Below are 22,660 nucleotides of genomic sequence, written 5' to 3'. Positions count from 1 at the left end.
TGATTGGAGTCGGTATGGGTGATCGGCACGACTATGTCGCCCTGGAGTGGGTCAAAGGCGAAATCGCGGAAACCCTGAAGCAGGCACGACAGGCCCTGGAGGCGTTCGTCGAGAACCCGCAGGATCCGACGCGCATGCGTTTCTGCCTGACCTATGTGCACCAGGTGCATGGCACCTTGCAGATGGTCGAGTTCTACGGTGCAGCCCTGCTCGCCGAGGAGATGGAACAACTCGCCCAGGCCTTGATGGAAGGCCGCGTGAGCAACCAGGGCGAGGCCCTGGAAGTGCTGATGCAGGCCATCCTGCAGTTGCCGGCGTACCTGGAGCGGATCCAGAGCGCGCGCCGCGACCTGCCGATGGTGGTGCTGCCGCTGCTCAACGACCTGCGCGCTGCCCGCGGCGAGAAGCTGCTGTCGGAAACCAGCCTGTTCTCCCCAGACCTGTCCGGTCGCCAACCGGCCCTGTCCCACGACTCCCTAGATAGATTGCGCACCGCCGAGTTGCCGGTTCTGCTGCGCAAGCTGCGGCAGATGCTGCAGATGGCCCTGGTCGGGATCATCCGCAACCAGGATCTGGCCACCAACCTGGGCTACATGGCGCGGGTTTTCGCGCGCCTGGAAACCCTGTGCAAGGATGCCCCGCTCGGCCCGTTGTGGCAGATCGCCTCCGGCATGGTCGAAGGCCTGGCCAATGGCAGCGTGGCCAATGGTGCCTCGGTGCGCACCCTGCTGCGCCAGGTCGACAAGGAGCTCAAGCGCCTGCTCGAACAGGGCGCCGATGGTATCAACCAGGCCGCGCCGGATGATCTGGCCAAGAACCTGCTGTTCTATGTGGCCAAGGCTCCCGCGCAATCGCCGCGCATCCGTGCCCTGAAGGATCAATACCGCCTCGACGACGCGCTGCCGGACAGCAACGTGGTCGACGAGGAACGCGCCCGCCTGGCTGGTCCGGATCGTGACGCCATGCGTTCGGTGGTCGCCGCCCTGTGCGAGGAGCTGGTACGGGTCAAGGACAGCCTCGACCTGTTCGTGCGTAGTGATCGCAAGCAGGTTGCCGAGCTCGATGGCTTGTTAGCGCCGCTCAAGCAGATCGCCGACACCCTGGCAGTGCTGGGTTTCGGCCAGCCGCGCAAGGTGATCGTCGACCAGCTCGACGTAGTGCATGGTCTTTCCGTGGGTCAGCGCGAGCCCAGCGATGCCGTGCTGATGGATGTCGCCGGTGCCCTGCTGTATGTCGAAGCGACCCTGGCTGGCATGGTCGGCCCGTCCGATGATCGTCAGGGCGAGCAGAGCCACCTGCCGACCACCGATGTGGCGCAGATTCACCAGCTGGTGATCAAGGAAGCGCGTACCGGGCTGGAACAGGCCAAGGACGCCATCATCGAGTTCATCGCCTCGCAGTGGAACCATGAGCACCTGGCCCGTGTGCCGGAACTGCTGACCCAGGTTCGTGGCGGTCTGGCGATGATTCCGCTGACCCGCGCCGCCGCCCTGCTGCAAGCCTGCAACCGCTATATCCAGGAACAGTTGCTGGCGCGCAAGGCCGTGCCCAACTGGCAGAACCTCGACACCCTGGCTGACGCCATCACCAGCGTCGAGTACTACCTCGAGCGCCTGGCCGAAGACCACGCGACCCAGGGTGACCTGATCCTCGATGTGGCCGAAGAGAGTCTCGATAGCCTCGGCTACCCGCTCAAGGAAAAGCCCTCGATTCTCGACCGCATCGAGCCGGTGGCCGAAACCTTTGCCCCCCTGGCCGATCCGCTGCACGACATCGATGTGCTGTCCGCCGAAGAGCCGCAGGCTGTTGCCGAGCCCGAGCCCGAGTTGCAGTTGGCCGAGGTGGAGTCTCTCGATCTCGAGCCGCTGAGTGACGCCGCTGCCTTCAGCATGGGTGAGCTGAGCAGCGAGTTCGCCGCGCTCGAACAACCGGCAGGCGATACCGAGTTGCTGGTGACCGACGACAACTGGAGCCTGGGCGAAGCCGACAACACCGATCTGGGCGCCGGCATCGACCTCAGCCTGGATGCTCCGCTGGAGCTGGCGGAGGCCGAACCGAGCGGCGACTTGCCCAGCCTGGATGTCGCCGAGCTGCCGGCGCTGGACGCCGACGCTGCGCCTGCAGATCTCGATCTGCAGCTGGAAGAATTGAACCTCGACGAAATCGGTGACGAGCCGCTCAGCTGGGACACGGCGGAAATCGCCGAACTGGACCTGCCGGAAGTCGAGTTGTCCAACGAGCCGTTCGCCGTCGAAGTTCCTGCTCCGCTGGTCGACAAGCCGCTGTCCATGGCCGATGTGATGGCCGCCCCGGTGCAGGCGATCAACCCGCCCGCCCAGGACGTGCCGCCCAGCTTGCTGCCGCCACCCGCCGACGAAGAGCCGGTGGATGAAGAGCTGCTGGAGGTCTTCGTCGAGGAAGTCGGCGAAGTGCTGGAAACCCTTGGCGAGTACCTACCGCAGTGGTGCGCCGATACCACCGACAAGGATGCCCTGACGGAAATCCGCCGGGCCTTCCACACCCTCAAGGGCAGCGGCCGCATGGTCCGCGCCCTGATCATCGGAGAGCTGGGCTGGTCGATCGAAAACCTGCTCAACCGCGTGCTTGACCGCAGCATCGAGGCCAATGCGCCGGTGCAGCAGGTGGTCAAGGATGTGGTCGCGCTGATGCCGGCCCTGGTCGAAGAATTCGCCGCTCACGCCCAGCGTCAGCGCGACGATGTCGACCTGCTGGCTGCCACCGCCCATGCCCTGGCGCGCGGCCAGCAGCCGCCGCCGAGCGGTCCTGGCTCGGCACCCAGCGTCGAGAGCGAGTTGCCGGCTGTCGAGATAGTGGAAACCGAGGGCGAGCCGCAGCCGGATGGACCGGCTATGCAAACGCTCGCTGAACTGGACGAAGCCCTGGATCCGCAGCTGCTGGATATTTTCCGCAATGAGGCGGAGACCCACCTGGATGCCTTGGTCGGCTTTCTCGCCGACTGCGCCCAGGAGCTGCCGCAGCCGGTCACCGATGACCTGCAACGTGCCCTGCACACCCTCAAGGGCAGTGCGTACATGGCCGGCATCCTGCCGATCGCCGAGATCGCCACGCCGCTGGAAAAACTGGCCAAGGAATTCAAGGCCAATCTGATCCCCATGGATCTGGCCGAAGCCGAATTGCTGCACCGTGCCGAACAACTGTTCCGCGCCGGTCTGGAGCAGCTGGAAAGCCAGCCGTTGGCAGCGATCCCCGGTGCCGCCGAGCTACTGGCCGATGTGCACAAGCTGCACCAGGAGCGTCTGGACACGGCCGATCAGGCGCGCCACGACGAACAGGGTGAGACCCGCGATCCACAGCTGATCTCCATCTTCCTCGCCGAAGGCATGGATATCCTGCTGGATGCCGAGGATCTGCTGCGCAAATGGCGCGAACATCCGAGTGAGCAGCAAGAACTCAGCGCCTTGCTGGAAGAGTTGACCACCCTCGGTCGTGGCGCCGAGATGGCTGAGCTGCCGCAGATCGACGAGCTGTGTCAGGCCCTGCTGGCCCTCTACCAGGCCGCCCAGGAAGGCCGCCTGGCCATCAGCGAGCGCTTCTTCAGTGAAGCCGAAGCCGCCCATGAAGTACTGATCGGCATGATGGATCAGGTGGCTGCCGGCCTGCAGGTCAGCACCCAGCCCGAGCGGGTCGAGGCGCTGCAAGCGTTGCTCGCTGAGTCCATCGACCCGGCTGCCCTGGCGCTGCTTGAGCCAGAGGCCGCGGCCAGCCTGGAAATCACCGAGCTTGAAAGTATCGAGCTGGATACCCCGCAAATAGATGAAGCCGCGCCGGTAGTAGACAGCGCTGAGCTTGAGCCGCCAGCTGTGTTCAGCGAGCCGGCGCCGGTGTTCAATGAGCCCGTGCCAGTCAGCAGCGGCATGCCGGAAGATATCGACGAGGAAATGGTCGAGATCTTCCTCGAAGAAGCCGTGGATATTCTGGAAAGCGCCGGCCAGGCCCTGGATCGTTGGCTGGGCGAACCGGACAACAGCCTGGCGCTGTCTTCCCTGCAGCGCGACCTGCACACCCTCAAGGGCGGCGCGCGGATGGCCGAGATTCGTGCCATCGGTGACCTGGCCCATGAGCTGGAATCGCTCTACGAAGGCCTGGTTGACCGGCGCTTCAGCTACTCGCCCTACCTGGCCAGCCTGCTGCAGCAGAGCCATGACCGCCTGGCCGTGTTGCTCGAGCAACTCCAGGGTAACCGTCCGCTGGCCGACTCCACTGCGTTGATCGAAGCGATCCGCAGTTTCCGTCAGGGTGGCGGTGCGCCGAGCTTGTCCGCTGCGGCTGTGGCCGTGCAGCCTGATTTCGAAGCCGAAGCCGAAGCCGAAGCCGAAGCCGAAGCCGAAGCCGAAGCCCTGCCTGAGCTGCAAGTGGAAGAACAACCGGTCGAGCTGAGCCAGGCCGATAGCCCGCTGGTCAGTGAGCTGGCCGAGTCCGCGGAAATGGACCTGGCCGAGCTGGCCGATGTGCAGTTCACCGCGCCGCAGCTGGACGAGTTGTCCGCTCCGGCCAACGACGAATGGCTGAGTGCGTCTGCCGAGTCTGCCGCTTTTGTGGTCGAAGAACCGCATCTGGAAGACCTGCCGAGTCTCAGCAACAGCGAATGGTCGCTGGAGGGAGCCCTGCCGGAACTGGGCAGCGAGCCATTGCCGGCTGAGTCCGTGCCCGTCGAAGACAGCGCAGCGAGCGATCTGCCGGTCGATGCCTGGGCGTCGGATGACAGCTCAGAGCTCAGCGAGCTGCCAGTCAGCGAAGAAGTACTGGATCTGCCAGCCGTCGCCGAGCTGGCGCCGGTCGACGACTGGGCCATGGCCGAGTTGCCTGCGCTCGAAAGCACTGAGCTGCCCGTCGAGCCGCCTGCGGCCGTCTCCCCACCGAGCGTGGTGGAGGATGAGCGCGATCCGGAGCTGGTGGAAATCTTCCTCGAGGAAGGTTTCGACATCATCGAGAGTGCCGGCGGGGCGCTGCAGCGCTGGATGGAGGATGTCGACAACACCCTCGAAGTCGAAGCCCTGCAACGCGATCTGCATACCCTCAAGGGTGGTGCGCGGATGGCCGAAATTCGTGAAATCGGCGACCTGGCCCACGAGCTGGAATTCCTCTACGAAGGCGTCGGTGACGGTCGCCTGCGCGCCGGCACCGATCTGTTCGGCCTGCTCCAGGCTTGCCACGACCGCCTGGCAGAAATGCTCGAGGCGGTACGTGACCACCGTGCGGTGCCAGATGGCGAGGCACTGATCGCCACCATCAAGCAGTTTCGTGCCAACCCCGCCGAACAGCTGAACATTCCGTCCAGCGTGCACCTGCAACCGGTGGTGGAGGAAGATACCGCCGCCGAAGCCGAGATTCTCGATATCTTCCTCGAGGAAGGTGACGAGCTGCTCGAGGCCATGGAAGCCACCCTCGGGCGCTGGGAAAGCAATCGCGAAGACGGCAGCGCCATCGATGAGCTGCTGCGTATCCTGCATACCCTCAAAGGGGGGGCGCGCTTGGCCGGGCAAAAGCGCCTGGGTGACCTCAGTCACGACCTCGAGCAGCACCTGACCGAGGCCCAGAAGCACAGCGCTCCCTGGCCGGAAAGCCTGTTCCTCGACGTGCAGTCCGGCTTCGAAGGGCTGCAGACGGCACTCGACCAATTGCGCAAGCGCCTGGACGACAGCCAGGCTGCCGAAGTTCAGACCGCACCGCTCGCCGCCCCTGAGCCGAGCACCCTGGCGCCGGCGCCGGTGGCCTTGAGCACACCGCTGGTGGCCGCCAGCAGCAAGCCGCAGGCGCAGCAGCAGCTCAAGGTGCTGCCGTTCGTCGAGCGCGCCGCCGAGGCTGCCGCTCGCGTCGCCGCGCAGCGTGCGCCGCAGGAGCTGGTCAAGGTCCCCGCCGATCTGCTCGAAGGCCTGGTCAACCTGGCCGGTGAGACCTCGATCTTCCGCGGTCGGGTCGAACAGCAGGTCAGCGACTTCGGTTTCACCCTCGGCGAGATGGAAGCCACTATCGAGCGGGTGCGCGACCAGTTGCGCCGCCTCGATATCGAAACCCAGGCGCAGATCCTCAGCCGCTACCAGGCCGAGGCCGAGCGTGCCGGCTACGAAGATTTCGACCCACTGGAAATGGACCGCCACTCGCAACTGCAGCAGCTCTCTCGCGCGCTGTTCGAGTCGGCCTCCGACTTGCTCGACCTGAAGGAAACCCTGGCCACGCGTAACCGCGATGCCGAGACCTTGCTGCTGCAGCAGGCGCGGGTCAACACCGAACTGCAGGAAGGTCTGATGCGCACCCGCATGGTGCCGTTCGATCGCCTGGTGCCGCGCCTGCGCCGTATCGTCCGCCAAGTGGCGGCCGAGCTGGGCAAGCAGGTCGAGTTCCATGTTGGCAACGCCGAAGGCGAGATGGACCGTACCGTTCTGGAGCGCATCGTCGCGCCGCTGGAACACATGCTGCGCAACGCCGTCGACCACGGTATCGAGCCGGCCGAGCAACGTCGCGCCAGTGGCAAGCCGGAGGTCGGCAACATTCGCCTGAGCCTGGGCCGTGAGGGTGGCGACATCCTCCTGACCCTGGCCGACGACGGCGGCGGTATCCGTCTCGAAGCGGTGCGCCGTAAGGCCATCGAACGTGGCCTGATGGACGCCGACTCCGACCTCACCGACCACGAAATCCTGCAGTTCATCCTTGAGGCCGGTTTCTCCACGGCTGAAAAGGTCACGCAAATTTCCGGGCGTGGCGTCGGCATGGACGTGGTGCACTCCGAGGTCAAGCAGCTCGGCGGCTCGATGAGCATCGAGTCGACCGTGGGCGAGGGCACGCGCTTCCTGATCCGTCTGCCGTTCACCGTGTCGGTCAACCGTGCGCTGATGGTGCTCTCCGGCGAAGACCTGTACGCCATCCCGCTGAACACCATCGAAGGTATCGTGCGGGTCTCGCCGTACGAGCTGGAGGCCTACTACGCACCGGATGCGCCGCGCTTCGAGTACGCCGGTCAGGCCTACGAACTGAAGTACCTCGGCGACCTGCTGAACAACGGCCAGCAGCCCAAGCTGATCGGCCAGAGCCTGCCGCTGCCGGTGATCCTGGTGCGTTCCAGCGAGCATGCCGTGGCGGTGCAGGTGGACAGCCTGGCCGGCTCACGCGAGATCGTGGTGAAGAGCCTCGGTGTGCAGTTTTCTGCGGTGCACGGGATCTCCGGTGCGACCATCCTCGGTGACGGCCGCGTGGTGGTCATTCTCGACCTGCTGGCGACCATCCGTGTGCGCCATGCGCACCTGCTCGGTCAGCTGCAGCAGCCGCGTCTGGCCAGCCATGTAGCGCAGACCGCCGCGGAAATCGAAGCCGAGCGGCCGACCCTGGTCATGGTGGTCGACGACTCGGTCACCGTGCGCAAGGTCACCAGTCGCCTGCTCGAGCGCAACGGCATGAACGTACTGACGGCCAAGGACGGCGTCGATGCCATCGCCCAGCTACAGGAACACAAGCCGGACATCATGCTGCTGGACATCGAAATGCCGCGCATGGACGGCTTCGAAGTGGCCACGCTGGTGCGCCACGACGAACGCCTCAAGGATCTGCCGATCATCATGATCACCTCGCGTACCGGTGAGAAACACCGTGAGCGGGCCATGGCCATTGGCGTCAACGAATACCTGGGCAAGCCGTACCAGGAATCCGATCTGCTCGAAAACATCCAGAAGTTGGTCAAGCGCCATGAGTGAGACTCGCACAGCTGCAAGGATTGCCGTGATTGCCGATACCTCGCTGCAGCGCCATGTGCTGCAGCAGGCGTTGTCTGGCAATGGATACCAGGTGGTGCTCAATAGCGACCCGGCCCGTCTGGATGAGGAGGCCCTGGCGGCCTGCGAGCCGGACCTGTGGCTGGTCGACCTGGCGCAGTCGGAAGACTCACCGCTGGTCGAAAACCTGCTCGAGCGCTCCAATGCGCCGGTGCTGTTTGGCGAAGGCCATGCCCCGGAGCGCCATTCGGAGAACTACCCGCGCTGGGAGCGCAGCCTGTTCGGCAAGCTCAAGCGTTTGGTCGGCGACCCGGCCCAGGTGATCGGTCCAGGCCTCGAAGCCCTGCTCGCCGAGGCGCAGCGCCCCGGACGTCTGGAGCTGCCAGCCGCCTTGGCCGATACCCCGCTGGTGGCCGGCGAGCCGGCGCGCCAGGTCTGGTTGCTGGCGGCCTCGCTGGGTGGCCCCGAGGCGGTCAAGGCCTTCCTCGATGCCTTGCCCGGCGGCCTGCCGATCGGCTTCGTTTATGCCCAGCACATCGGTGCCAGTTTCGAGACGGCGCTGCCGCAGGCCGTTGGCCGCCACAGCCAGTGGCACGTCAATCCGGTGCGCCACGGCGACCCGATACGTTGCGGCGAGGTGGTGGTGGCCCCGGTCTCCCACGAACTGGGCTTTGCCGACAACGGCGCCATGCAGGTCACTGACCGCGCCTGGCCGGAACCGTACAGCCCCTCCATTGACCAGATGATGCTCAACCTGGCCCAGCACTTCGCCGGCAACTGCGGCGTGATCGCCTTCAGCGGCATGGGTAGCGACGGCAGTGCCGCCGCAGCCTATGTACGCCGCCAGGGTGGCGCGATCTGGACCCAGCGCGCCGACAGCTGTGCCTGCCCGAGCATGCCTGACAGCCTGCGCGAGGGTGGCTACAGCGTACTCAGCGGCGATCCGCGCGAGCTGGCCGAAGCGCTGGTGAACCACCTGGCCAAACAGTGCGCCTGACGCATGCTGCGCCTTTGTAAGGATTGATCGATGAGCCAAGCCGTTACTACCGCCAACAGCACCAGCAACCTCACCGCCCTGCTGGTGCCCCTGGCCGATCGCACCCTGATGCTGCCCAACGTGGCGCTGGCGGAGCTGATTCCCTACCGGGCGCCGCAGATTACGCCGGGCCTGCCGGCCTGGTTTCTCGGCCAGATCGCCTGGCGCGACCTGCAATTGCCACTGCTGTCGTTCGAGGCCGCCTCCAATGGCCAGCCGCAGATCGGCCCCGGTGTGCGCGTGGCGGTGCTCAACGCCCTCGGCGGGCGTGACCAGGTCAAGTTCATCGCCCTGCTGGTGCAGGGTATCCCGCGCTCGCTGAAGGTTGATGGCCACCTGGCCCGGGCCAATGAAGTCCTGGCGCCGCTGGAACTGGACGCGGTGCAGCTCGGCGAAGCGGTAGTGAAGATCCCCGACCTGATCGGCCTGGAGCAGAAGCTGGCGGATGCCGGACTGATCTGAAGCGCCTGGCGAACCGTAGGCACCATCCCGCTAATGCTGTTCACTTAAAAAACGCCGCGATTTCGCCCAGAAATCGCGGCGTTTTTTCTGCTGCGGCCCCCTGTAGGAGCGAGCTCTGCTCGCGAGCCGGGCATCCCATAAAGCTTCGCGAGCAGAGCTCGCTCCTACGGTCTGCGGCTTTACTTGCGCCAATACCGTTTATCCAGTTGTAGCCCGGATGCAATCCGGGAAACAGGCCGCTCCGCACCCGGATTGCATCCGGGCTTCATGACGAACCTCCGCCATCCGCCTTAGAAATCACCCCACAGCTGCTGCGCCACGCTCAGCGCCACTACTGGTGCGGTCTCGGTGCGCAGCACCCGCGGGCCGAGGCGGGCGGCGTGGAAGCCGGCGGTTTTGGCCTGCTCAACTTCGGCGTCGGACAGGCCGCCTTCCGGGCCGATCAGAAAGGCCAGGGTGCTGGGTTTGGCGTGGCTGGCCAGTGGCTCGGCTACCGGGTGCAGCACCAGCTTGAGGTCGGCGTCGCTCTGTTGCAGCCAGTCGGCCAGCAGCACCGGCGAATGGATCAGCGGTACGACCGAGCGGCCACATTGCTCGCAGGCGCTGATCGCCACCTGGCGCCAGTGGGCCAGGCGTTTGTCGGCGCGCTCATCCTTGAGGCGTACTTCGCAGCGTTCGGAGACGATCGGGGTGATTACCGCCGCGCCCAGCTCGGTGGCCTTCTGGATTGCCCAGTCCATCCGCTCGCCGCGCGACAGACCCTGGCCCAGATGAACACGCAGCGGCGACTCGGCCTGGCCTTGGAGCTGCTCGCGCAGCTCGACCCGCACGTTCTTCTTGCCCACTTCGATCAGCTCGCCGCGGTACTCCTGGCCGCTGCCGTCGAACAGCTGCACGGCATCGCCCGCGGCGTGGCGCAAGACACGACCGATGTAATGCGCCTGGGTTTCCGGCAGCTCGTGCTGGCCGATGGAGAGCGGGGCGTCGATAAAGAAGCGGGAGAGGCGCATGGGCGAGAACCTGGGGCAGAGGCGCGAATTTTAGCGGCGTAGTCTGGGTGGGGGTAGGGTGGACGGCGCTTTATCCGTCCACCAAGTCCGTAGGGCGGGTGCAACCCGCGGGTTTCACCCGCCCTACGGCTCAGCCCGGGTCGCGGTGGTTGGGGTAGAGGTCGTTGGCGACTGCCACGCTGACCGATGTACGGGTGGCGATATCGATGCCTTCGCTGGCCACCTCGGCGAGGAAGTCGATCTGCTCTGGGGTGATCACATAAGGGGGCAGGAAGTACACCACGCTGCCCAGCGGGCGCAGCAGGGCGCCGCGCTCCAGTGCGTGCTGGTAGACCTGCATGCCGCGGCGTTCCTGCCACGGATAGGCGGTCTTGCTCGCCTTGTCCTGGACTATCTCGATGGCCAGGGCCATGCCGGTCTGGCGCACTTCGGCCACATGCGGATGCTCGACCAGGTGCGCGGTGGCGCTGGCCATGCGCGCGGCCAGGGCCTTGTTGTTCTCGATGACGTTGTCGTCGCGGAAGATATCCAGAGTCGCCAGGGCGGCGGCGCAGGCCAACGGGTTGCCGGTGTAGGTGTGCGAGTGGAGGAAGGCGCGCAGGGTGGCGTAGTCGTCGTAGAAGGCGGCGTAGACCTTGTCGGTGGTCAGCACGGCGGCCATCGGCAGGTAGCCGCCGGTCAGCGCCTTGGACAGCACCAGGAAGTCCGGGGTGATGCCGGCCTGCTCGCAGGCGAACATGGTCCCGGTGCGGCCGAAGCCGACGGCGATCTCGTCGTGGATCAGGTGCACGCCATAGCGGTCGCAGGCTTCGCGCAGCAAGGTGAGGTAGACCGGGTGGTACATGCGCATGCCACCGGCGCCCTGGATCAGCGGCTCGACGATCACCGCGGCGACTTCGTGGGCATGCTCGGCCAGAGTCTGCTCCATGGCGGCGAACAGGTTGCGCGAATGTTCTTCCCAGCCCATGCCCTCGGGGCGCAGGTAGCAGTCCGGGCTCGGCACCTTGATGGTGTCGAGCAGCAACGCCTTGTAGGTGTCGGTGAACAGTGCCACGTCGCCGACCGACATGGCCGCCACGGTTTCGCCGTGGTAGCTGTTGCTCAGGGTGATGAAGCGCTTCTTGCCGGGCTGGTCGCAGTTGAGCCAGTAGTGGTGACTCATCTTCAGCGCCACTTCGATGCCCGAGGAGCCGTTGTCGGCGTAGAACACCTTGTTCAGCCCGGCCGGGGTGATCTGCACCAGGCGCTCGGACAGCTCGATCACCGGCTGGTGGCTGAAACCGGCGAGCATCACATGTTCGAGGCTGTCCAGTTGGTCGCGGATGCGCTGGTTGATCCGCGGGTTGCCGTGGCCGAACACGTTGACCCACCAGGAACTGACCGCGTCGAGGTAGCGCTTGCCGTCGAAGTCCTCCAGCCACACGCCATTGCCGCGCTTGATCGGAATCAGCGGCAGGCGCTCGTGATCCTTCATCTGCGTGCAGGGGTGCCAGAGCACGGCCAGGTCGCGCTGCATCCACTCGGCATTCAGGCTCATCGCGGGGTCTCCTTGTTCGGGGGAGCGCCAGCCTAGCAGATCAACCGCCGCTTCTGCCCGCCCGCCGACGGATACGTCTGGCCTGCCACTAGGCCCTGACGTATCCTGCGCGCCCTCGTTCTGGCCCCAGGGATTTTCCGCATGTCCGCAGTCTGGTTGCGCGCTTCCGCACTCATGGTTTTAGCCGTCTTCAGCAGCCTGGCGCTGGGCAAGGACAAGCAGCCCACGGCCATCGTGGTCGGTGGCGGCCTGGCCGGCCTGACCGCCGCCTACGAGCTGCAGGGCAAGGGCTGGCAGGTCACCGTGCTGGAGGCAAAGCCGAGCATCGGCGGGCGCTCCGGCCTGGCCAGCAGCGAGTGGCTGGGCAGCGCCAAGCTGCAGCCGGTGCTGCATGCCTACCTCGAACGTTTCAAGCTCAAGGCTCTGCCGGCCCCGGACTATGTGCGCACACCGGGCTACCTGATCGACGGGCGTTACCAGTCCGCCGCCGATCTGGCCAAGAGCTCGCCGAGCACCAGCGAGGCCCTGGCGCGTTTCGACCAGAGCCTGGATGACCTGGCCGCGGCCATCGCCGATCCGCTCAACCCGCTGGCCAGCCACACCCTGAAAAGCCTGGATGCGTTGACCGCCGCGCGCTGGCTGGACAAGCTGGCGCTGCCGCCGATCGCGCGTGCCTTGGTCGATCAGCGGATTCGCTCGCGCTACGACGAACCGTCGCGCCTGTCGTTGCTCTACCTGGCCCAGCAGGCGCGGGTCTACCGTGGCCTGCCGGATACCGAGCTACGCGCCGCGCGCCTGCCCGGCGGCAGCCAGGTGCTGGCGCTGGCCCTGGCCAAGCAGCTCACGCAGGTGAAGACCAATGCGCGGGTCTCGGCCATCGTCCAGGAGCAGGGCAAGGTTACCGTCAAGGTCGGCGCCGCCGGCTACAGCGCCGACTACGTGGTGCTCGCCGTGCCGCTGCCGGCGCTCGCCAAGATCAGTCTGACGCCGACGCTGACCGCGCTGCAGCACAAGGCGCTGAAAGACATCAACTACGGCTGGCGCGACCAGATGCTGCTCAAGTTCAAGAAGCCGGTGTGGGGCAAGGCGCGCCTGTCCGGCGAGATCTTCAGCGACAAGGGCCTGGGCATGCTGTGGGTCGAGCCGGCGGCGAAAGGCGGGGCCAACCTGCTGATCAACCTGTCCGGTGACAACGCCCGTCTGCTCAATGCCTTCGGCGACCGGCAGATGGTCGACCAGGTGCTGATCCGCTTCGACGAACACTACCCGGGCGCCCGTGAGCAGTTCAGCGGCTACGAGCTGCGCCGCTACGGCAAGGACGCGCTGATTGGCGGTGCCTACCTGGCCTACGGGCCGGGCGAGATCAGCCAGTACTGGCGCCTGTGGGAACAGCCGCTGGGCCGCGTGCTGTTCGCCGGTGAGCACAGCGATGCGCTCTATCCGGGCACCCTCGAAGGCGCCCTGCGCAGTGGCCAGCGCGCCGCCAGCCAGGCCGTCGAGCTGCAGGCCGGCAAGACCATCGCCGCGCCGGGCCAGGCCGCCAAATCTGCTGCGCCGAGCACGCCTGCGACCAAGCACGACAAACAGGCCAAGCCTGGTTTCTTCGCGCGACTGTTCGGCGGGTAAATCCGTAGCCCGGATGCAATCCGGGAAAGTTGCAGGTCGATACCTTGCTCCCGGATTGCATCCGGGCTACGCCGTCTGTCTGTGGAACGGGGCCGTTCAGGCTCTTGCCGGTGAACCTTGCGGCTCCGCACCGGACTAATCCGCGCCTGGCCGCCTGCGTAGAACTATCTATTTACTCGATATTTCGAAGCGAAATTTTCCGCTTTAAATCGATGGATTTGCCGCTAGGCTTGCTCAATCGCTTTTCACGGACGTTTCGCAATGCAATGGCGCAATTCGAGTTCCCGCTATGGCCTGGTCAGCATCCTGCTGCACTGGGTTGTCGCCCTGGTGGTTTTCGGCCTGTTCGGCCTGGGCCTGTGGATGGTCGGCCTGGACTACTACAGCAGCTGGTACCGCACCGCGCCCGATCTGCATAAAAGCATCGGCCTGACCCTCTTCGCCCTGATGCTGGCCCGCCTGCTGTGGCGTTTGCTCAGCCCGCCGCCACTGGCGCCGAGCAACCACGGCAAGCTGACCCAGCTAGCGTCCAAACTCGGCCATGCCGCGCTGTACCTGGGCCTGTTCGTGCTGATGCTCTCCGGCTACCTGATCTCCACCGCCGATGGCCGGGGCATCAGCCTGTTCGGCCTGTTCGAGATTCCGGCGACCCTGACCAGCATTCCCGATCAGGCCGATATCGCCGGCCTGGTGCATGAATACCTCGCCTGGGGGCTGGTGGTTTTTGCCGGCCTGCATGCCCTGGCGGCCCTTAAACATCACTTCATCGACCGTGATGCGACGCTGACGCGCATGCTCGGTCGTGCCAGCAAGTAACCTAACCCACAAGGAGACTGAACAATGCTCAAGCAATCCCTCGCCGCCCTCACCCTGGGTGCCGCCCTGTTCGCCGGCCAGGCCATGGCCGCCGACTACGCCATCGACAAGCAAGGCCAGCACGCCTTCATCAACTTCAAGATCAGCCACCTTGGCTACAGCTGGCTGTACGGCACCTTCAAGGACTTCGACGGCAGCTTCAGCTTCGACGCCAAGGCGCCGGAGGCGAGCAAGGTCAACGTCAGCATCAACACCGCCAGCGTCGACTCCAACCACGCCGAGCGCGACAAGCACCTGCGCAGCGGCGACTTCCTCAACGTCGAGAAGAACCCCACCGCGAGCTTCGCCTCCACTTCGGTCAAGTCGACCGGTGCAGACACCGCCGATATCACCGGCAACCTGACCCTCAACGGTGTGACCAAGCCGGTGGTGATCAAGGCCAAGTTCCTCGGCGAAGGCAGCGACCCATGGGGCGGCTACCGTGCCGGCTTCGAAGGCAGCACCACGCTCAAGCTGAAGGACTTCGACATCCAGAAGGACCTCGGCCCGGCTTCCCAGGAAGTCGAGCTGATCCTGTCGGTAGAGGGTGTGCGCGAGTAACTTCGCCGCAGTCTGCTGCAGATACGAAAAAGCCGGCACTAAGCCGGCTTTTTCATGGGCAGGTGAAACGCTTCAGAGCCTGTTTAGGATCTTTTGAGCTAGAGCCGGGCAAGGCGAAATTGGGCGAGGGCGCGGAGTTTACGGGCTGTAAATGAGCAGCCCGAGCCCAATTTCAACGAAGCATGGCCGACGATCAAGAGATCCTAGGCAGGTTCTTTATTCCTGCTCAGACTTGCGCGTCAGTAGTGCCGGCTTCTCGCCGCGCGGACGGCTGGCAGCCAGGCTGTCCAGCTGTTCCGGCGTCGGCAGGCGCTCACCCTTGCGGATGATCAGCGGCTGCTTGGTCTGCACGGCCGGTTCCTGACGCTCCTGGCGCACGTCATCGCGACGTGGAGCACCGGCGCCGCGGCCCTGGCCCGAACCGTTACGGCCCTGGCCTTGCGGACGTTGGCCGGTCTTCGGCTTGCCGCTGCCCTGGCCACCAGCGCCTTGGCGTGGACCCTGGCCCTGACCTTGCGGTTTGCCCTGGCTACGACCCTGCGCGGGTTGGCCCGGCTGGCCACCGCGACGCGGGTTGGCGCGCCCTTGCGGTTTGGCCGGCACGGGTACGTAGTCCGCGCGGTTGCCAAAGTTGTCGAACTCGTCGTCGAGGAATTCTTCCGGATCACGATTTGGCGGCGGCGTCAGCGGCGCCTTCGGCTCGCGGGCGGCGCGGGGTTCGCGCTGCTCACGCGGAGCACGGGGCTCGCGCGGCTCACGGGCCTGGCGTGGCTGCTGCTCGCCGGCGGCGGCCTGGCCTTGCGGCTTGAGGCGGTCGCGGCGGTTGTTCGAGCGCTTTTCCTTGTCCACGGCGGCGCCTTCCGGCTTCTTCGCTTCGTGACGCGGGCGATCGGCGCGCGGCTGGCGCTCCGGGCGCGGGCCGCGCACTTCCGGTTTTTCAACTTCGACGGTGGACGGATCGAAGCCCATGGTGTTGCCGTCGCGAATGCGCTGCTTGGTCATCCGCTCGATGCCCTTGAGCAGCTTCTCCTCGTCCGGCGCCACCAGAGAGATCGCCTCGCCGCTACGCCCGGCCCGGCCGGTACGGCCGATGCGGTGCACGTAGTCTTCCTCGACATTGGGCAGCTCGAAGTTGACCACGTGCGGCAGCTGGTCGATGTCCAGGCCACGGGCGGCGATGTCGGTGGCGACCAGGATGCGCACATCACCTGCCTTGAAGTCGGCCAGGGCCTTGGTGCGGGCGTTCTGGCTCTTGTTGCCGTGGATCGCCACGGCCGACAGGCCATGCTTGTCGAGGTATTCGGCCAGGCGGTTGGCGCCGTGCTTGGTGCGGGTGAACACCAGCACCTGTTCCCATGCACCCTGGGTGATCAGGTGGGCGAGCAGGGCGCGCTTGTGGCTGGCCGGCAGGCGGTAGATGCACTGTTCGATGCGCTCGACCGTGGTGTTCGGCGGGGTGACCTCGATGCGCTCCGGGTTGTGCAGCAGCTTGCCGGCGAGGTCGGTGATGTCCTTGGAGAAGGTCGCCGAGAACAGCAGGTTCTGCCGCTGCGCGGGCAGCTTGGCGAGGACCTTCTTCACGTCATGGATGAAGCCCATGTCGAGCATGCGGTCGGCTTCGTCGAGGACCAGGATTTCCACGTGCGACAGGTCGATGGCGCGCTGGTTGGCCAGGTCGAGCAGGCGACCGGGGCAGGCCACCAGGACATCGACGCCCTTGGCCAGGGCCTGCACCTGCGGGTTCATGCCAACGCCGCCGAAGATGCAGGCGCTGACGAAATGCAAATCGCGGGCATACAGCTTGAAGCTGTCGTGCACCTGGGCGGCCAGTTCGCGGGTGGGGGTCAGGACCAGTACGCGCGGTTGTTTGGGGCCGTGGCGCTGTTCGCGGTCCGGGTGACCGTTGGGGAACAGGCGCTCGAGGATCGGCAGGGCGAAGCCGCCGGTTTTACCCGTACCCGTCTGAGCCGCCACCATCAGGTCGCGACCTTGCAACGCGGCGGGAATGGCCCGCTGTTGCACCGGTGTGGGTTGGGTGTAGCCGGCGGCTTCGACCGCACGGACTAAAGCCTCGGAGAGACCGAGGGAGGCAAAGGACATGTGAAATCCTGTCTAGTGAGGGCGAAGCCCTATGGGGGTGTATTGCCTGGCTTGAATCACGGCACTGGGGCGCGCAATCCCGACCGGTACTGCTGGCCTCGGGGGCAAGCATCCGGGCGCAAGCCTGGCGGGAATCCCGAGTATAACAGAGCCAGGTCCTTGCGCAGCTACCTGCCCGTCGGCCGATTCAGTGGCTGGGTGGCGGTAATCTCAGGGGAAGGTTGTCGCTGTCACTAGTAGGGGGCATCAGGAAAAATGCCGGTGGAGAGGGGACTGTCCTGTAGCCCGGATGCAATCCGGGAGCGGAGCTGCCTGCTTCCCGGATTGCATCCGGGCTACGACTGGCTAAAAAGCCGTTGCACCAGTGTCGGGGTAGATAAAGCACTCAGACCGTAGGAGCGAGCTCTGCTCGCGAAGCTTTATGCGAGGCCCCGTTCGCGAGCAGAGCTCGCTCCTACAGATTGTCCGCGGCAGAAAAAACGCCGCGATTTCTCTGCGAAATCGCGGCGTTTTCTTAAGTGAACAGCATTATGGCTAGTGCCCGGCTGGTTCAGTGCAGGACAACCTTCAGCGCGGCAGCTTGAGGTTGTTCCAGATGGCCAGGCTCGGCTCGGCCTGGTTCAGGGTGTAGAAGTGCAGGCCGGGTGCGCCACCCTCTAGCAGGCGTTCGCACATCTCGCTGACCACCTGCTCGCCGAAGCCCTGGATGCTTTGCAGGTCGTCGCCATAGGCTTCCAGCTGCTTGCGGATCCAGCGCGGGATCTCCGCACCGCAGGCGTCGGAGAAACGCGCCAGCTTGCTGTAGTTGGTGATCGGCATGATGCCCGGCACGATCGGCAGGTCCACACCCAGCTTGCGCACGCGCTCGACGAAGTAGAAGTAGCAGTCGGCGCTAAAGAAGTACTGGGTGATGGCGCTGTTGGCGCCGGCCTTGGCCTTGCGCACGAAGTTGGCCAGGTCGTCCTCGAAGCTGCGTGCCTGCGGATGGACTTCCGGGTAGGCGGCGACTTCGATATGGAAGTGATCGCCGGTTTCCGCACGGATGAACTCGACCAACTCGTTGGCGTAGCGCAGTTCGCCGCTGGCCATGCCCATGCCCGACGGCAGGTCGCCACGCAGGGCGACGATGCGGCGGATGCCGGAGTTCTGGTACTGCTGCAGCAGGCTGCGCAGCTCTTCCTTGCTGTCACCGACGCAGGACAGGTGCGGCGCGGTCGGCACGTTCACATCGCCGTCCAGTTGCAGCACGGTGTTGAGGGTGCGATCGCGGGTGGAGCCACCGGCACCGTAGGTGCAGGAGAAGAAATCGGGGTTGTAGGTCGCCAACTGACGGGCGACCGTCATCAGCTTTTCATGCCCGGCTTCGGTCTTGGTGGGGAAGAACTCGAAGCTGTAACGGCGTTCTTGACTCATAGCAGATTCCCTTTAGCGGCAGGCCGCCAGTGCGCGGGGCACTGGCGGCCTGAGGCTCACAGCATGCGGCTGCTTAGTAGCGGTAGGCTTCCGGCTTGAACGGGCCTTCCACGGTCACGCCGATGTACTCGGCCTGCTTGGGGGTCAGTTGGGTGACCACGCCGCCGAAGCCGCGGACCATTTCCAGGGCCACTTCCTCGTCGAGCTTCTTCGGCAGCACTTCCACGGTCAGGCGCGCGGCCTTGTCGGCGGCCGACAGGTTGGCGAACTTCTGGCCATAGAGGAAGATCTGCGCCAGCACCTGGTTGGCGAAGGAGCCGTCCATGATCCGGCTCGGGTGGCCGGTGGCGTTGCCCAGGTTGACCAGGCGACCTTCGGCCAGCAGGATCAGGTAGTCGTCGTTGCGCGCGTCGAAGCTGCCGGCGCCGGTGCGGTGGATCTTGTGCACCTGCGGCTTGACCTCTTCCCAGGCCCAGGTCTTGCGCATGAAGGCGGTGTCGATCTCGTTGTCGAAGTGACCGATGTTGCACACCACGGCGCGCTTCTTCAGGGCCTTGAGCATGTTGGCGTCGCAGACGTTGACGTTACCGGTGGTGGTGACGATCAGGTCGATCTTGCCCAGCAGGGCCTTGTCGATGCTGGCTTCGCTGCCATCGTTGAGGCCATTGAGGTACGGCGAGGCGACTTCGAAGCCGTCCATGCAAGCCTGCATGGCGCAGATCGGGTCGATCTCGGAAACCTTGACGATCATGCCTTCCTGGCGCAGCGATTGGGCAGAGCCCTTGCCCACGTCGCCGTAGCCGATAACCAGGGCCTGCTTGCCCGACAGCAGGTGGTCGACGCCGCGCTTGATGGCGTCGTTGAGGCTGTGACGGCAGCCGTACTTGTTGTCGTTCTTGCTCTTGGTTACCGAGTCGTTGACGTTGATCGCCGGGATTTTCAGGGTGCCGGCTTTCAGCATGTCGAGCAGGCGGTGCACGCCGGTGGTGGTTTCCTCGGTTACGCCGTGGATCTTGTCCAGCATGGCCGGGTAGCGCTCGTGGATGATCTGAGTCAGGTCGCCGCCGTCGTCGAGGATCATGTTGGCGTCCCACGGCTGGCCATCCTTGAGGATGGTCTGCTCGATGCACCACTCGTACTCTTCTTCGGTCTCGCCTTTCCAGGCGTATACCGGGATACCGGCGGCGGCGATGGCGGCAGCGGCCTGATCCTGGGTCGAGAAGATGTTGCAGGACGACCAGCGCACTTCAGCACCGAGGGCGATCAGGGTCTCGATCAGCACGCCGGTCTGGATGGTCATGTGGATGCAGCCGATGATCTTCGCGCCTTTCAGCGGCTGTTCGCCGGCGTATTTGCTGCGCAGGCCCATCAGGGCAGGCATTTCCGATTCGGCGATGATTAGTTCACGACGGCCCCAGGCAGCCAGGGAAATGTCGGCGACTTTGAAGTCATTAAAAGCAGCGCTCATGCAATAGCTCTCCATTCGTTGTCTGCGAATGGGCGCCGTTGATGCGTATGGTTAACGCCCTGACCGAGCCTGACATGTTCTCTATGGTTGAGAACCTGCTGCAGCGCCCCTCGGACAGGTGGCGGGAGCGACCGGAGCTGTGCCGGCCACGTGAAGCCTGGCGATTATAGCCAGCTGCGCAGGCAAGCCCAAGGCTTTCCGTCGCTTATCCGCAGTCTGTGGCGACCTGCGGCAATTGCCCTACTTGGCCGCGGCCGGGTGGGTGGCGATACTGGCGACCCTTTTTCAGTTTGTCCGCGCTCACCATGAAAGCCAAAAGCCTGTTGCTGTTCTGTGTTTGTGCCCTGCTCGTTGCCTGTGGCGGTGTCGATCCCAATTCGCCGCAGGGCAAGCGCCAGACCCTGTTCAAGCAGATGCTGAAGACCAGCGAAGATCTCGGCGGCATGCTGCGCGGGCGCCTGGCGTTCGACGCGCCGCGCTTTGCTCAGGGCGCACAGCAGCTCGATGAACTGTCGCGTCAGCCCTGGCAGCATTTCCCGCAGATTGCCGAAAGCGAGCGCAGCAGCGCCAAGCCCGAGGTGTGGCAGGAGCAGCAACGCTTCCAGCAACTGGCCCGTGAGCTGGAGGCGGCCACTTCAGCCTTGCGTACTGCCAGCGCGCAACAGCCGCTGACAGCGCAGGCTGTGGCACCACTGGTGCAGCGCGTGGAAGACAGTTGCGAAACCTGCCACAAGGCGTTTCGCGCGTACTGAATAGCGGCTGCGGGCTTTGTCGATTGGACGTCGGGCGCACCCGACGGGACGTCTCCTGCCACGATGGTGGTGTGCGGGCAATCCAGGGCGCTCGGCCGGAATGCGCTCATCGCCAAGCACCTATCGGGTGGAAATATGCATGATCTCAGTGACCGCTGCGCTGGTCGGATAGCAGGCTGCGGGCGATCGCCGGCAGCGTCGCTTGACCATTGCCGGGGCTGCAGGGCAGCTCGCGCCCAGGCTCGGCAGTACGCAGAAGGCGATGCCGGCCAGCCCCACGCCGACCAACCCCTGTCGTGGTGTTCTGGGTATGACCTTGCCCTATCGCGTCTCCGGCGCCGTATGGGGTGGTTGGCGCTAGACTCGTTCAGGCCTGCTCGATTGAATAATGCAGGTTTGCGTAGTAGCTCTCAGCTGCGTTAATTGTTAGCGGTTCGGCATGGAACGATGCCGGCGTCTGCCAGTCATCAGTAGACTAGAGTGACAAAGCCACACGCCGGCAAGGAGGCCCCGTATGTCCAGCCTACCCCTGTACTTCCCCCGGGATTTTTCCCTCGACCGCGCCCTGCTGTGCGCGCGCCTGGTCGATCAGGCCTACGGGCAATATCGTCAGTGGCTGGCTCAGCGTCAGCCGCATCGGCCCGAGGATTTCCACTGGACCCCGCCGGACATGCCGGGCTGGCGCTTCTCCGCGCCGGTGTGGAGCATTCTCAGCGAGCTGCACTTTCTCAACGAGTCCGAGCCGTTCGGCTTCGCCGCCGCCAATGACCAGGGTGAAACCTATCTGGTGCTGCGCGGCACCGAGTCCGTACACGACTGGCTGGATGACTTGGATGTCGATCAGCGCGCCTGGCCCTGGGGCGATGGCGCCGGCCCGGTGCATGATGGCTTCCTCAAGCTCTATACCTCGCTGCGCGACTTGGCCCTGGCGGCGCTCGACAGCCTGCAGCCGCGCGGGCCGATCTGGGTCTGCGGGCATAGCCTGGGCTGTGCGCTGAGCAGCATGGCGGTGCTCGACGTGCACGAGCGCTGGCCCGACCAGCCCTTGCAGCATTACAACTTCGCCAGCCCGCGGCTGGCCTCGCCGCAGTTCGCCGCCGGCTACAACGGCCTGGGCATCCCGACCTACCGGGTGGTCAATGACAGCGACCTGGTGCCGGAGATTCCACCCGCGGTCACCGGCGACTACCTCTACCTGCACCTGGGGCTGGCGGTGAGCTTTACCGCCAGCTATGCCAGCGTGTTGGCCAATCACAGCCTGGAGGGCAGTTACCTGTATGCCCTGCAAAATCCGCAATCGCCAATGAGCGGCTGAGAACCTGTTTAGGATCTCTTGATCGTCGGCCTTGCCTGGCTCTAGCTCAAAAGATCATAAACAGGTTCTGCGAGGTTCAGTCGCCGCCTCCGCCTCCGCAACCACCCCCGCAGCCCCCGCCATCGCCTGCGCCGTCACTGCCGCTGGAGGATGAGCCGGAGTCGCCGCCGCAACCGCTGCTGCAACCCGAGCTGCAGCCGATGTGGCTGGAGCAGTAGGCATCGCCGCTGCGGTAGCTGCCGGGGTTGGCGCCGCAGTCCAGGCGATAGTGGAAGCCATCGGCGATTCCCAGTTGGGCGTCCAGGGCAAATAGCAGCGGCAGGCGTGCGGGTGCCCCTGGGTCGAGGTTCTCGCGCAGGCAGGCCAGGCGCCAGGCGCGGCGGATACCTTCGCTGGCGCTGCGCTGGCTGGGCATCGCGTCGTTCGGTACATGGTGCAGGAAGCGTCCCAGGCCCTTGCGGCAGAAGGCCCGGTACTGGCGGGTGTAGAGGATGAACTCGTGCCAGGCCAGGTCTACCGCCTGCGAGGGCATGGCGACCAGACGCCGGTTGGCCAGGCGGCACAGCTGGAAGTACTCGCGCAGGCCACGCAGCACCTCGCCGGTCTGGGTCGGCGTGAGGTGCGGGTAACGCTCTTGCAGCTTGCTGCGCAGGCGGTCGGGAAAGGCGAAGCCGGCGATGAACGCATCGCGTTGCTGGCGGCGCAGCTTGCGCCAAAACCAGTAGCCGCTGCCGAGGGCGGCCGCGCCGAGCAGTGAGAGGGTAAGGGGCATCGTGGCAT

General features: G+C 65.3%; 14 protein-coding genes and 1 riboswitch. Of the genes, 8 read left to right on the top strand and 6 right to left on the bottom strand.

The window, feature by feature from the left end; all coding sequences use genetic code 11:
- Window positions 1-14 precede the first annotated feature (14 nt).
- From HNE05_RS19140 to HNE05_RS19130, 3 genes are read left to right on the top strand one after another with little or no spacing between them, the layout of a single operon-like run.
- Complete coding sequence (locus HNE05_RS19140; RefSeq protein ID WP_173210334.1) at window positions 15-7,727, top strand: Hpt domain-containing protein; 7,713 nt, start codon at window positions 15-17, stop codon at window positions 7,725-7,727.
- On the top strand, window positions 7,720-8,742 hold the full coding sequence (locus HNE05_RS19135; protein ID WP_173210332.1) for a chemotaxis protein CheB: 1,023 nt from the start codon (window positions 7,720-7,722) through the stop codon (window positions 8,740-8,742). The genes HNE05_RS19140 and HNE05_RS19135 overlap by 8 nt, the downstream gene beginning before the upstream one ends.
- Window positions 8,743-8,772: 30 nt before the next feature.
- Window positions 8,773-9,243, top strand: coding sequence for a chemotaxis protein CheW (locus tag HNE05_RS19130; RefSeq protein ID WP_173210330.1), 471 nt, complete (start codon window positions 8,773-8,775; stop codon window positions 9,241-9,243).
- 290 nt (window positions 9,244-9,533) lie between these two features.
- On the opposite strand, the gene HNE05_RS19125 is transcribed toward HNE05_RS19130, so the two are convergent.
- Window positions 9,534-10,253: a 16S rRNA (uracil(1498)-N(3))-methyltransferase gene (locus HNE05_RS19125; protein WP_173210328.1), complete on the bottom strand. Its 720-nt coding sequence runs from the start codon at window positions 10,251-10,253 to the stop codon at window positions 9,534-9,536.
- Window positions 10,254-10,383: 130 nt separating this feature from the next.
- On the bottom strand, window positions 10,384-11,790 hold the full coding sequence (locus HNE05_RS19120; protein ID WP_173210326.1) for an adenosylmethionine--8-amino-7-oxononanoate transaminase: 1,407 nt from the start codon (window positions 11,788-11,790) through the stop codon (window positions 10,384-10,386).
- A gap of 141 nt (window positions 11,791-11,931) precedes the next feature.
- On the opposite strand from HNE05_RS19120, the gene HNE05_RS19115 reads away from it, so the two are divergent.
- The 3 genes from HNE05_RS19115 (at window position 11,932) to HNE05_RS19105 (ending at window position 14,832) form a co-directional block, all read left to right on the top strand.
- Window positions 11,932-13,416 carry a flavin monoamine oxidase family protein gene (locus HNE05_RS19115; RefSeq protein ID WP_173210324.1) on the top strand — a complete coding sequence of 495 codons (1,485 nt, stop codon included), beginning with the start codon at window positions 11,932-11,934 and terminating at the stop codon, window positions 13,414-13,416.
- Between the two features lie 261 nt (window positions 13,417-13,677).
- A complete protein-coding gene (locus HNE05_RS19110) occupies window positions 13,678-14,232 on the top strand; it encodes a cytochrome b (protein WP_173210322.1) in 555 nt (184 codons plus the stop codon).
- A 24-nt stretch (window positions 14,233-14,256) separates the two neighbouring features.
- A complete protein-coding gene (locus tag HNE05_RS19105; RefSeq protein WP_173210320.1) occupies window positions 14,257-14,832 on the top strand; it encodes a YceI family protein in 576 nt (191 codons plus the stop codon).
- A 216-nt stretch (window positions 14,833-15,048) separates the two neighbouring features.
- On the opposite strand, the gene HNE05_RS19100 is transcribed toward HNE05_RS19105, so the two are convergent.
- The 3 genes from HNE05_RS19100 to ahcY form a co-directional block, all read right to left on the bottom strand.
- Window positions 15,049-16,932: an RNA helicase RhlE2 gene (locus HNE05_RS19100; protein WP_173210318.1), complete on the bottom strand. Its 1,884-nt coding sequence runs from the start codon at window positions 16,930-16,932 to the stop codon at window positions 15,049-15,051.
- A 567-nt stretch (window positions 16,933-17,499) separates the two neighbouring features.
- A complete protein-coding gene (gene metF / locus HNE05_RS19095; protein ID WP_173210316.1) occupies window positions 17,500-18,345 on the bottom strand; it encodes a methylenetetrahydrofolate reductase [NAD(P)H] in 846 nt (281 codons plus the stop codon).
- A 73-nt stretch (window positions 18,346-18,418) separates the two neighbouring features.
- Window positions 18,419-19,828, bottom strand: a complete 1,410-nt coding sequence (ahcY, locus tag HNE05_RS19090) for an adenosylhomocysteinase (RefSeq protein WP_173210314.1) — start codon at window positions 19,826-19,828, stop codon at window positions 18,419-18,421.
- 8 nt (window positions 19,829-19,836) lie between these two features.
- A riboswitch (S-adenosyl-L-homocysteine riboswitch) is annotated at window positions 19,837-19,931 on the bottom strand.
- Between the two features lie 187 nt (window positions 19,932-20,118).
- On the opposite strand from ahcY, the gene HNE05_RS19085 reads away from it, so the two are divergent.
- Entirely contained in the window at window positions 20,119-20,565 is a 447-nt protein-coding gene (locus tag HNE05_RS19085; RefSeq protein ID WP_173210312.1) for a c-type cytochrome, read from the top strand.
- Between the two features lie 514 nt (window positions 20,566-21,079).
- Entirely contained in the window at window positions 21,080-21,880 is an 801-nt protein-coding gene (locus HNE05_RS19080) for a lipase family protein (protein WP_173210310.1), read from the top strand.
- Window positions 21,881-21,956: 76 nt separating this feature from the next.
- Here the strand turns inward: HNE05_RS19080 and HNE05_RS19075 are convergent, their stop codons facing one another.
- Window positions 21,957-22,652 carry a glycine-rich domain-containing protein gene (locus tag HNE05_RS19075; RefSeq protein ID WP_173210308.1) on the bottom strand — a complete coding sequence of 232 codons (696 nt, stop codon included), beginning with the start codon at window positions 22,650-22,652 and terminating at the stop codon, window positions 21,957-21,959.
- Window positions 22,653-22,660: the final 8 nt, after the last annotated feature.

The organism is Pseudomonas campi (assembly GCF_013200955.2).
Lineage (GTDB): Bacteria > Pseudomonadota > Gammaproteobacteria > Pseudomonadales > Pseudomonadaceae > Aquipseudomonas > Aquipseudomonas campi.
Note: the sequence above shows the minus strand (reverse complement) of the source record. Positions and strands in the feature narration are given on the sequence as shown.